This is a genomic window from Candidatus Izemoplasmatales bacterium, assembly GCA_041649275.1.
In the GTDB taxonomy this organism is placed as follows: Bacteria; Bacillota_I; Bacilli_A; order Izemoplasmatales; family Hujiaoplasmataceae; genus UBA12489.
Genome location: JBAZNL010000002.1, coordinates 180,151 through 192,689 on the forward strand (window position 1 = coordinate 180,151; position 12,539 = coordinate 192,689).

9 protein-coding genes are annotated in these 12,539 nt (G+C 60.3%); 5 read left to right on the forward strand and 4 right to left on the reverse strand.

Translation table 11 applies throughout. The annotated features are described in order from the left end of the window. Positions 1-4: 4 nt before the first annotated feature. From WC509_03560 to WC509_03580, 5 genes are all read left to right on the forward strand, one after another. Positions 5-4,765: a DUF5011 domain-containing protein gene (locus tag WC509_03560; GenBank protein MFA5006528.1), complete on the forward strand. Its 4,761-nt coding sequence runs from the start codon at positions 5-7 to the stop codon at positions 4,763-4,765. Between the two features lie 128 nt (positions 4,766-4,893). Next, positions 4,894-5,133 carry a hypothetical protein gene (locus WC509_03565; GenBank protein ID MFA5006529.1) on the forward strand — a complete coding sequence of 80 codons (240 nt, stop codon included), beginning with the start codon at positions 4,894-4,896 and terminating at the stop codon, positions 5,131-5,133. A gap of 51 nt (positions 5,134-5,184) precedes the next feature. After that, positions 5,185-5,739 carry a Holliday junction branch migration protein RuvA gene (gene ruvA / locus WC509_03570; GenBank protein ID MFA5006530.1) on the forward strand — a complete coding sequence of 185 codons (555 nt, stop codon included), beginning with the start codon at positions 5,185-5,187 and terminating at the stop codon, positions 5,737-5,739. A gap of 121 nt (positions 5,740-5,860) precedes the next feature. Beyond that, positions 5,861-7,189: a hypothetical protein gene (locus WC509_03575; GenBank protein MFA5006531.1), complete on the forward strand. Its 1,329-nt coding sequence runs from the start codon at positions 5,861-5,863 to the stop codon at positions 7,187-7,189. A 53-nt stretch (positions 7,190-7,242) separates the two neighbouring features. Next, positions 7,243-7,755 (forward strand): isopentenyl transferase family protein, encoded by a 513-nt coding sequence (locus tag WC509_03580; protein MFA5006532.1) that lies wholly within the window; start codon positions 7,243-7,245, stop codon positions 7,753-7,755. A gap of 319 nt (positions 7,756-8,074) precedes the next feature. On the opposite strand, the gene WC509_03585 is transcribed toward WC509_03580, so the two are convergent. From WC509_03585 to WC509_03600, 4 genes are all read right to left on the reverse strand, one after another. Next, positions 8,075-9,055: an asparaginase gene (locus WC509_03585; GenBank protein MFA5006533.1), complete on the reverse strand. Its 981-nt coding sequence runs from the start codon at positions 9,053-9,055 to the stop codon at positions 8,075-8,077. A gap of 584 nt (positions 9,056-9,639) precedes the next feature. Next, positions 9,640-10,422 (reverse strand): histidinol-phosphatase, encoded by a 783-nt coding sequence (locus tag WC509_03590; GenBank protein MFA5006534.1) that lies wholly within the window; start codon positions 10,420-10,422, stop codon positions 9,640-9,642. Then, positions 10,422-11,924: an L-aspartate oxidase gene (gene nadB, locus WC509_03595; protein MFA5006535.1), complete on the reverse strand. Its 1,503-nt coding sequence runs from the start codon at positions 11,922-11,924 to the stop codon at positions 10,422-10,424. Before nadB ends, WC509_03590 begins: the two co-directional genes overlap by 1 nt. Position 11,925: 1 nt before the next feature. Continuing rightward, a partial coding sequence (locus tag WC509_03600; GenBank protein ID MFA5006536.1) for a quinolinate synthase NadA occupies positions 11,926-12,539 on the reverse strand: 614 nt, incomplete at its 5' end.

The window sequence follows — 12,539 nt, forward strand, 5'->3', positions numbered from 1 at the left end:
GCACATGAGAAAAGCAGCACTGGCATTCGTCATCGCCGTCGTCCTGTTCGGTCTCGCCGCATGCGATCCAATCACAACCGCGACGACCACCGCGACGACCGCGCCGACGACGGTCACCACGACCACGACCGAGCATGTCGACCAGGCCCCGACGATTGCGGGCATCGACGACGTGACGATCGAGAAGAACGCCGGCTTCGCGCCGCTCGCGGGCGTCACCGCGACCGACCCCGAGGACGGCGACATCAGCGACGATGTCCGATACACGGGCAACGTCAACCCGAACGCGGTCGGCGTCTACACCCTGACCTACACGGTCACCGACTCGTACGGCAACGTGACGACCGAACAGCGCGTCGTCACCGTCGTCCTCACCGACACCCAGGCCCCGATCCTCGCCGGCATCGGCGCGATCACGATCTACGTCGGCGAGAGCTTCGATCCGGAAGACGGCGTCTCGGCGATCGACACGATCGACGGCGAGGTCGACTTCTCCGTCGACGGCACGGTCGACGTCTGGACCCCGGGCGAATACACCCTCGCCTACGCGGCCGAGGACGCCGCCGGGAACGAAGCGGAACAGAACCGCGTCGTCACCGTCACCTACGGCGACTTCGTCTTCGGCGAACCGACCCTCGTCGACGATTCCGCCTTCACGGCGAACGGCGAACTGCTCACCTACGCCCCTGTCGCCGGCGGCGTCATCAACGCCGGAATCGCCCCCTTCACCTACGTGAAGGTGACCTTCACCGGTTCCGCCGCGACCGCCGGTTCGGTCGGCATCGAACTCGGAACCCTCGTCGGCAGCATCGCCGAGATCGCCGTCGGGACGACCTCCGGATCGGCCGAAGCGGTCTACGTCCTGCTTGCGCCGCTCACCGACGCGACCCTGACGATCGACACCAATGGGCTCGTCCTCGACTTCTCCGTCGAAATCGCCTTCGCCGAGATCCGCGACCTCGTCGCGCCGGTCCTGAACCTCCCGTCCGACGAAATCGGCTACCCGGTGAACTATCCGCTCGCCGACCTCGAGGCGCTCCTGCGCGCGAACGTGACGGCGGTCGACGACATCGACGGTAACGTCACCGCTTCGGTCACCGTCGACCTCGGCGACCTCGACCTCGCGACCGTCGGCCTCTACACCGTCGTCTACGCGGTCGTCGACGCCGGCGGCAACGAGACCACCCTCGAACGGACCGTCGTGATCGGCAACCAGGTCGATTCCGGCATCCTCACCGACCCGACCTTCCAGAACCAGGGCGACGGCCTGTGGAACGAAAAATCCAACAACGGCGACGCCGACATCTCCTACAACGCCACCGAAGGCACGATGGACGTGCTGATCAACTCGCTCGGCGGCTGGGCATCCGCCGCGGGCGCGTACTACAAGGAAAGCTCGCTCGTCATGGAAGCCGACGTGTGGTACCAGTTCACCTTCACGGTCCGGACTTCGGAAGCCCGCAAGATGATGTTCCGCATGGGCATGGCCCTCGGCGGGTCGCCGTGGTACGACGACTTCGACGGCAACTCGAACGGCCACATCCTCAACCTCACGACCGACTGGCAGACCTTCAGCTTCTACTTCAAGCTCGACGACCTCGTCGGATCCGACGGTTCTGAACTGTTCGGCATCGAACTGAACCTCGGCTGGGTCAACTACGAGAACGCCGGCATCGGCGGCACGACCTCCTTCAAGGACGTCTACCTCTACAAGATCACGACCTCCTTCGAAGCCCCGACGATCACCCGGAACTACGGACCGACGCTTCCGACGAAACTCACCGTCGGCGACCCGCTCCCGAACTTCGCCGACTACGTCGTCGCGATGGACATGTCGCGCAACGTCCTGACCCCGACGATCGACTCCGCCGCCGTCAACATGAACGCGGAAGGCTCCTACGACGTCGTCTACAGCGTCACGGACGATCATGACATGACCACCACCTACACCATCACCTTCCAGGTCTTCTCCGAAGCGAACGCCGACGTCGTCGGACCGGTCGTCACGATCAAGGACGGCGTCCCGACCTCCGTCGACCAGTTCACGAACCTCTCGGTCGACCTTACCCAGCTCGTCGACGTCGTCGACGCGGTCGACGGCATCCTCGCCGTCGACGCCTCGATGGTCGACGACGGCGGCCTCAACTTCGCCGTCGCCGGCGTCTACACCGTCACCTACACCGTCTACGACCAGTCCGGCAACGTCACCGTCTTCACGCAGGACGTCACCGTCGTCGACAAGCAGGGCCCGGCGATCACGATCGGCGACTTCACGATCAACTTCGGCGACGCCTTCGACCCGTTCGTCGGTCTCTCCGTCGTCGACAACGTCGACGGCTCGATCGCCGTCGGAAACGTCACGGTCGACGGTCTCGACCAGTTCATGGTCGATGGCTTCGCGGCCGTCGAAGGCACCTTCGACATCACCTACACCGTCTCCGACGCGCTCGGAAACGTCGGGACCAAGACCGTCTCGGTCACCGTCACGGCGATCATCTGGGATACCGAGAACGCCCAGGACCTGCTTGCGGACGGCGTCCGCGACGAAGGCCCGACGCACTCGTCCGTCGCCTACGACGCGGTCGAGGGCGCGGTCGCGATCACCGCGATCGACCCGAACACCGATTCCTGGGACCGCGCCCGCTGGGTCTATTACTTCAACGCCGGCACCGAGATCATCGCCGGACAGACCTACCGGTTCGCCATCACCGTGAAGGCCACCGTCGCCACCGAACTGCACTTCCGCGTCGGCGCGACGCTTTGGGTCGACCCGTGGATCGACGACTTCGACGGCGGCCTCACGACCGTCCTGATCGGCACCGACTACGTCACCTACCAGGTCGTCTTCACCGCCGACAAGTCGATGGTGAACGGCAACGCCAAGTTCCAGTTCATGTACGGATACCTGCCGACCGACGCCGGCAACACGATCTACGTGAAGGAATTCCTGCTCATGGGAGAAGCCCAGCCGGAATACACGCACGTGACCGACCTCGTCGTCGACAACGCCTTCACCGGCTCCGCCGGCAACGGCATCACGATCGGCTCCGACGCCGGCGAAGGCGCCGCGACGATCACCAACATCCCCGCCTACACCTACGACTGGATGACCGGCCGACTCACCTATTTCTTCGACCAGAGCGTCCTCGAGTACGGCAAGGAATACCGCTTCGCGATCACGATGAAGGCGACGACGGCCACCAAGGTCCGCTTCTGGATCGGCACCGCGCTCTTTGTCGAACCGTGGCTCGACACCTTCTCCGACTGCAAGACCGACGTGATGATCACCGACGCCTACGCGACCTACTACGTCTACTTCACCGTCGACAAGGCTTCCTTCGACGCCGAGAGCGCCCAGGCCAAGTTCGAGTTCTCGATCGGCTACCTGAACGACGCCGCGAACACCCTCTACGTGAAGGACTTCGCGATCGAGTCCGTCAAGCGCCCGCACCTCTTCGACGGCTATGTCATCGAAGCATTCGATTACACCGACGAAGCGGCTTTCGAAGCCGTCTGGACGCATCGATACGGTCTGAACGGGGGAGCGAACACCGATTACGCATCCGACGACTATCTCGTCTATGACGCAGAGTACGAAGCGATGCACTTCATCCTTCACGACCCGGTCAACGAAGGATGGGATCTCGCCAAGGTCTATGGTCTCGGCCTCAACGATTTCGGCGTCACCAACGAGTACAAGTATCTGTCGTTCTACATCACCAACAACACGACCGCCAGCACCATGAAGGTCTGGCTGCATATCGGCGACAGCAAGAATGCCTACGACATGACCCTGCCGGCTCCGGGAACGACGGGATGGGCGACCATCAACGTCAACGTCCACGGCGCCGCCTCGCTGATCAGCGAATTCGCGATCGGTTTCAACAACTGGTCGTCCAACCCGGTCCACGGTTCCTTCGTCGTTTATGAAATCGTCGTCGTCAAGGACGTCGCCGAACTCGACTACCTCGAGATCGAGACGATTCCGAACGACGCCCCCGTCGTCGCGATCTCCGACGCCAGCCTCGCCCTCCTCTCGGGGATGACCCTGAAGGCTGGCGAATCGGTCGAATCGCTCCTCTCCGGCCTGCTTTCGATGATCTCGATCACCGACACGGAAGACGGCGTCATCGCCGCCACCGCGGACATGATCGGCCTCGGCGGACTGGACCCCGCGAACCCCGTCATGGGTTCCTACACGCTGACCGTCGTCTGCCAGGACAGCCAGGGCACTGCGTCGAACACGCTCTCGATCCCGCTTTCGATCGTCACCGTCCTGGATGACTTCGAAGCCTACGCCGACGATGCGGCATTCAAGACTGCATGGACGACGAAACTGTACGGCTTCCGTTCCCAGCCCGTCGCCGGAACGACCTGGGCAGTTGCGAACGGGGCTTTGATTGCGGACGGTGAAAACAACGTTCTGCAACTCAGCTACAGTTATGCAGTGAACGGTATGAACGGCATCCGCATCAACATCACGAAGGCCGAACTCGTCGCCGCCGGTGCCACCTATGTCGGTATCTTCGTCAAAACTTCGAACGCTCTGGCTGGCACGAACTATGTACAGTGCTACAAGTATACCGCCGGCGGAGCGAACGCCGAAATCTTGAGGTATGATGTACCAGCGAACATCACGACGGGGTTCTACATCTACATCTCCGTGAGTTCGCTAAGCGATGACACCGCCTCCATCGGACTGATGTTGAATATCGCAACAGGCAACACTGGCATCATGACTTTCGACAATTTCGTCATCAAGTAATTCCGCTTCACGACGCCGGACGGCGACCCCGTCCGGCGTTTTTTCCTTTTTTCCGCCGCCCCGTCTTGCGGCGGAAGAAGGGTTATGATAATGTAGTAATGACGACTCAAGGAGAAGAAGGCGGACCCATGTTCCTACTGACGTGGCAAGAAGTCGGCGAGGCGATCGTCGCGGCGTTCCTGTGGTGGCTTGCGGGCATCCTCGGCACGCTCCAGACGGCCGTGCGGGTCAGCACCGACATCCCCTGGTACCAGTGCCTGATCAGCCAGTTGATCGTGCTCGCGATCGCGATCCCGCTCGTGATCCTCGCAGAGAAGCGTCGGCGGAACAGGGAATTCCGGCAACGCTGCAAGCGCGGCGACCTCTAGGGTTCGCTTTCGGCATGTTTCGTGGTATAATGGCACGCGTGGGGTGATCGCATGTACAGCTATCTGAAAGGCGTCGTGACGGAGATCAAGGCCGGGTCCGTGACGGTCGAGACGCACGGCGTGGGTTACCAGTTCCTGACGCCGAACCCCTATCTCTTCGAACTCGGCAGGGAGACGACCGTCTACGTCTACCAGAAGGTCGCGGAGGACGAACTGACGCTGTTCGGCTTCACCACCTCGGCCGCCAAGGACCTCTTCCTCAAGCTGATCACGGTGAACGGGATCGGCCCGAAGAGCGCGAACGGGATCCTCGCCACCGGCGACGTCGGCCAGATCGCCGCGGCGATCGCCTCCGGCAACGCCAAGTTCCTCCAGAAGTTCCCCGGGATCGGCCCGAAGGCCTCCCAGCAGATCATCCTCGACCTCCAGGGCAAGATCGACCTCGAGCCGGCACCGGTGATGACCGACGCGATGGCGGACGTCGACGCCGCCCTCCAGGCGCTCGGCTACAACGCCAAGGAGATCAAGAAGGTGCTGGCCAAGCTCGACGGCGGAAAACCCGCCAACGAGCTGATCAAGGACGCGCTCAAGCTCATGTTGAAATGAGGACGCCCGCTTGTGCGGGTTTTTTTTCATCGATGATTTCATCGATGGGATTGTATCTATGGCCATGGCGGCGTATAATGAATGGGAAAAGAACGTCATCATCCAATCGGAGGAAGACACCATGACGAAGAAAATCGCAATTTTCCTGTCGATCGCGCTCTTCGCATTCGCGGCGGTCGCTTGCGACGAAACCACGCTTGATTCGAAGTCGACGACCGCGACCACGACGGAATTCGCCGTCGACGTCCGCGCCGTCGTCGCCGCCAGCGCCGACGAACTCGACGAGATCGTGGCGGACCTGGGCGGCGAACAGAAGACGGAAACCGCCGCGTATTTCCCGCGGCGCCTTGTCGCGGACGATCCCGGCATCCTCACGCCGGAGGAGTACCACGAGGTCTACGACACGCAGCGCGACAATTCGACCGACGTCGCCCTCTGCGAGGAATACGTGATCTACGCCGAACTCACCCGCTCCATCGAGGCCGAACTCGAGGCGAATCCCCTCCTGGGGATCGGCGTCGAGTTCACCCTCGACATCGAGTCCATTGGGATCCGCACGATCACGCTTTCCGCCGTCGACGGATACGTCCTCGTCAAGATGACGGAAATCATCGAAATCGAGGACGAAGCGGATGTCGTGATCACGACCGTCATGCGGATGGGGTTCGATGAAGCCGACCGATTCGTCTTCGACAACTTCATCACGTCGACGGAGACGGGCATCGGCGAATACAACTATTCCGGTTTCGTCGAAAACGAACGTTTCCTGCTCATCAACCATTTCATCGACGGAGGTTACGATTTCCTCGTCGTCTCGGACGTCGACGACGAGGAACTCGCGATCACCGTGAACGACGGCGGCGGCGAGGGCGCGGAGACGGCCGAGCGGTACGAGTTCGTGTGCTGGCGCGATTCCGAAACCGACCGGCGGACGAGCATCACCTTCGCCGACGGCGTCGCCGTGAGCGAGTACTACGAATTCTTCAACGCACATGGCATCTGGCTGATGTACCGTGTTCCCGCACTCGACGATCCGGACGAAGTGAGCGTCTGGTGGAGCCTGCTCGACGCGGACGGATGGGATTACGTCTACGACGAGCCTTCGAACGACTCGTACAGCATGGAAGTGGAACTCTACAAGGACGACGCCCGGATGTTCGCCGACGGATCGGCGATCGTCCGCGGCTACCTGTCGGTCTTCACCTGCCTGTATCTGGTCATCGAAGCCGAACCCGCCTACTTCACGGAGGAGGTCCTGAACCTCTCGGCGTTCGGACTGACGTTCAACCATCCGGAGATCACCCCCGAAGCGCTCGAGGCGGTCCGCGCCGCGGACATCGCCGCCGCCCCGGACGCGGCCGTCTACATGGACGTCGACCTGCTTCAGGCGACGGCGGAAGAACTCGCCGGCTTCGTCCCGGCGATCCTGTTCGACGCCCTCGGCGACTGAAAGACGCATGGCGGGATCCAGGTCCCGCCATTTTCATGGAAGGGAAGCGGAAGATGGAACGGATCATGATCGTCGGAAACGGCGGCACCGGCAAGTCGACGCTCGCCGTCCGATTGAGTGAACTGACCGGGCTGCCCGTCGTCCATCTCGACCGGCTGTTCTGGCGGCCGGGATGGAAAAGCGTCGAATCGGCCGAATTCGACCGGTTGCTGGCGGAAGAAGTCGCCAGGGAACGCTGGATCATCGACGGGAACTACAACCGTACGATGGAAACGCGGCTGGCACGCGCGGATACGGTCGTCTGGCTCGATTTTCCCCGGGTGGTCGCCCTCTGGGGCGTCCTCAGGCGAAATCGTGCCTGGAATGGCAGGACGCGTCCGGACATGGGCGACGGCTGCCCCGAGAAGATCGACGCCGAGTTCCTGCGCTGGATCTGGGGATTCAACCGGAACAACCGCGCTCGCTATCGCACCCTGTTCCAACCTACCCCGACCAGGCGACTGGTCGTTCTGAGAAATCGTCGCGAGCTGAAGAAGTGGCTCGACGGACTCGAAAACGGAGGATGAGGGATCCTTCATCGCGAAATACGCCCGAGAGGGGCGGTCGCTTCGGCGGCCGCCCTTTTTCGTTCGTCGATATTTCATTTTTCGTCTGTGATGCTATTTGGTTATTATTTCTATTTTCATACGTTTTTTATATGATTATTTTTTGTGTATAATAATGTAATTTATCATATTTTAAAAATATTTAATTGAAATATGAATCGATTGAAAAATATTTCTATTTCAATTTGAAATTGGATATGCCATAGAAGAATAGAAATTGAATAAAAATTTCAATAAAACAGGGGGTAAAAAGAAAAAGTTGCCCGGAGGCAACTTTCCGTCATTTCTCGAAAAGGGTCTTGAGATAGTTTCGATCCTTCCGGCAGGCGAGCGCGATCATCAAGAGGATCCTGGCTTTCTGGCCGTTCAGGTTCGGTGCGAGGATGCACCCGAGGTCGGTGAGGTGCTTTCCGCCGCCGACGTAGCCGTAGGTGTCGAGGACGCGTCCGGACGGGCAGCGGGAACAGATCACGACCGGGATGTTCTTCGAAAGCGCCTTCTTGATCCCGTCGAGCATCGGCGGCGGGACGTTCCCGCGGCCGAGGGCCTCGAGGACGATGCCTTCCGCGTGCAGCTGGTCGATCACGAGGTTGAGAAGCGAGGAATCCATGCCGGCATAGACCTTGAGGAGGCAGACGCGGTCGACGAAGGTCGAGGCGTTCACGTGTTTCTTGACGTAATTGACGGATCTGTAGAAGATGACTTCCTTGTTGTCGACGATGCCGAGGGGGCCGTAGTCGATCGACTTGAATGTTTCAAGGGAAAGGGTGTTGGTCTTGGTGACCTCGCTGGCGGCGTTGATCTGGTCGTTCAGGACGACGAGGCATCCCTTTCCGATGGCCTTGGGGGACTTGGCCACGAGGATCGCGGAGACGAGGTTGTTGATGCCGTCGAAGCCGAGTTCGCTCGAGGACTTCATCGAACCGGTCACGACGATCGGTTTCTGCGAGTCGACGATGATGTCGAGGAAGAACGCCGTTTCTTCGAGAGTATCGGTCCCATGGACGACGACGACGCCGGAGACGTCGTCTCGGACGAGGAATCCCGTGATGAAATTGGCGAGGGATAGCATCATCGCGGGCGTGATCGAAGGACTGGGGACCTCTGAGAATTCGAAGGTCTCGAGGTCGGGATAGAGTTCCGAGGTGAACAGATTCGCCATGATTTCGGATGCGTGAAGCCCGGGTACGACGGCGTGCTGCGATTCGTCGAGCTTCATCGAAATCGTTCCGCCGGTGAAGATCATCATGACTTTTCCCATAGTGGCGATACATCCTCCGTGTCGTGCAGTCGCATGCATCCCTATTATACCATGCGGTCATCAATATGATTCCCTTTCGGGAGAGGTCATAATGAAAATACGGTCATTGTCCAAGGACTTTTCGGGGGGATTTCGGGAGAGGGCGAAAAACGGGAGGGCCTTTTGGTGGCGAAAGCACGCGATCGGTTTTCCCACCTTTCAACACATGTTCGACTTATCTCCATGTCTGGCTCTCGGATTGTTGTTAACATAATACATATTATAGGAAGTTAAAGCACATATATTTTCATGGTGGAAAAGTACTTCTATCGGTCTCAATGGCGGGGAATGACGCGATAAATCCGCTCAACCACGCTTCTTCTCGTTTCTCCAACATAATCAAATCGATGCGATGAATACGATTATTTTCGCCTTCTGCCGTCCAATGCTTCTTTTCCGAAATCACTCTCCAAAATTGCCAAAATTTCGCATCTTTTCGGAATGGGTGTCATAATCACCCGTCCAAAGCCCGAAAAACGCACCACCGCGGAAAACCGAAAAACGAAAAAAGCACCGTCCGGGCGGGACGATGCTTCAAGGTCGAATCAAAACTCGAGTACTTCTGCTACTCTCAGGTCGAGGGCCGATGAAAATTCATAACACCGCTTCACGTCCTCGTCCCAGAGCTGATCGGGGGTATGGGCGTCCGAGGACACGATCACCGTCACTCCCATCCTTCTCGCGAGCTCCCAGAATTCCTTCCGGGGGTACGCGTATCGTTCTCCCTCCGGGTAGGGACGCATCTTCTTGCGGATGCCGTTGGCGTTGATCTCGAGCGGAACCTTGTGTTCGACCGCGGCGGCGATGATCTTCTCGGAAGCGCGCCGGGCGGGTTCGTCGAACGATCCCCAGGCGTACAGCATGAGGTCGGGATGACAGACGAACTTGAAGAGTCCGGTCGCGATCGCGGCGGCGACGGTCGTCGCATACGTCTCGAGCAACCGTTCCGTCGACAACGCATAGACCGAGCACAGGTCGTTCCGGTTTCCGGGATCGTCGACGTAGTGCTGGCCGAGCGCGAGATAGTCGAGCCGCTCCGTGAGCCTTCGGTACATCGGCGCGTGCTGCGGGAAGTATTCGATCTCGAGTCCTTTGAGGACGCGGATCCTCGAGCCGTATTTCTGAACGGCCGCCTCGCACTCGGCGAGGTAGGTCTCGAGCTCCTCGGGACGCATCCGGACGCTTCGGTCCTTCAGTTCCTCGAAGGGAGCGTGGTCGGACATCCCGATCGCGTCGAAACCGAGCTCGATCGCCCGCTTCACGTAGTCCTCGACGGTTCCGACGGCGTGGCGGCACAGATACATGTGGGTGTGGTAGTTGTTCTTCATCATTTGATCCGGAGATGGCATCCGATGCTTTCCTTCCGGGCAAGGGCCTGTTCGGCGATCGTCTTGGCGGTCGTCGCCAGGTTCAGGGTCTCGTAGTAGGCTTTCGTGAGGTTCGGGTACTTCTTCAGGTTGTGGATGAGCGTCTCGACCATCTGGAGCGTGAGCGTCAGACCGTCGGTGTTGCGGACGATCCCGGCGTGTTCGTCCATGTAGTCGCCGATCTTCTTGCGGATCGGCTTGTAGTTGTAGCTGTAGGACGGCACAGCGGCGGGATAGCCGACTTCGACGATCGGCGCTTCGGACGCGCGGGCGTTCACGTCGATGGCGGCCTCGAGACCGAACACCATGCACTCGAGCAGCGAGTTGGAAGCCAGACGGTTGGCGCCGTGGACGCCGGTCGAGGAGCATTCGCCGACGGCATACAGGTTTTCGACGTTGGTCCGGCCGTGCAGGTCGGTCTTGACCCCGCCGCAGCTGAAATGCTCGCACGGCGACACGGGGATCAGGTCGATGCCCATCACGATGCCGTGCGATTTGAGGGTCGCGAAGATCGTCGGAAAGCGTTTTTCGAGGAACTTCGCGTCCATATGGGTGGTGTCGAGGTAGACGTGGTCGGTCCAGGTGTCGTACATTTCGCGATAGATCGCCTGGCTGACGACGTCGCGCGGGGCGAGTTCCATCAGTTCGGCGTTGTATTTGGGCATGAAGCGCACTTTTTCGACGTTCAGGAGCCTGGCGCCCTCGCCGCGGACCGCCTCGCTGATCAGAAAGCGCTGGCGCGACTTCGATTCCTCGTTGAAGAATGCGGTCGGGTGGAACTGCACGAACTCCATGTTGGCGACGATCGCCCCGGCGCGCCGGGCGAGGCCGATGCCATCGCCGGTGGCGGAGAGGTCGTTGGTCGTCGAGCCGTAGACGGAACCGATTCCGCCGGTGGCGAGGATCGTCTTCTTGGCGTAGATCGCGAAATAGTCGCTTTCGCCGCGAAGGATGCTCGCGCCATGGCAGATTCCCCCCTCGACGAGCAGGTCGAGGGCCATCGCATGCTCGAAAATGTCGATGTTCTCGCGTTCGAGCACGAGATCGAGAAGCGTCTTCGTGGTATGGTAGCCGGAGGCGTCGCCGCCCGCGTGGACGATGCGGCGGCGACTGTGGCCGCCTTCCTTCGTGAAGACGATGCGGTTGTCGGCGTCGCGGTCGAACTCGACCCCCAGGTCCATCAGCTTCCGGATGGCGATTCCGCCCTTGTCGACGAGGAGACGGACGGCGTCCGGATCGTTCAGATAGGCGCCGGCCTTGAGGGTGTCGTTGTAGTGGCTCAGCCGGCCTTCGGGATCGCCTTCGAGTTCGACGGCGATGCCGCCCTGGGCGAGCATCGAGTTGGAGTTGGCGAGGCTTTCCTTCGCGACCAGCGCGACCTTGAGACGCGGGTCGACGAACAGCGCCGTCACCAGCCCGGCGAGGCCGGAACCGATGATCAGGATGTCGGTCTTGTAGTCCATTTCAACTCATCTCCATCATGCGGTCGAGGGCGCGGCGGGCGCCGTCCATGACGTCGGCCGGAACGGTGATCTCGTAGGTGTCGGTCTGAAGCGCATGCAGCACGTCCTCGATCGTCGTCAGCTTCATGTCGAAGCAGCGCAGGTCGGAGGTGAGCAGGTAGAAGCGCTTCCCGGGGTTCTTCTTCTGGAGCGGATGCAGGATTCCGTCCTCGGTGCCGATGATGAACTCATGCGCCGGCGAATCCGTCGCGTAGTCGATGATCTGTTTCGTCGAACCGATGAAATCGGCCTGCTTCAGGACCTTCAGGGGCGCTTCCGGATGGATCAGGACGAGCGCCTCGGGGTGCTTTTCCCGCATTTCGAGCACCTGGGCGACCTTGAGGTTGTTGTGGATGCAGCAGAATCCCGGCCAGACCTCGATGTCGAGGTGATATTTGTCCCTGAGATAGATGCCGAGGTTGCGGTCGGGAACGTAGAGCATCTTCTGATCCTTATAGTTCATGATAATCTTCTCCGCGTTCGCGCTCGTCACGCAGACGTCGGAGAGCGCCTTGACGTCGGCGTAGCTGTTCACGTAGCAGATCACGACGCGGTCGGGGTGCTCTTCCTTGTATT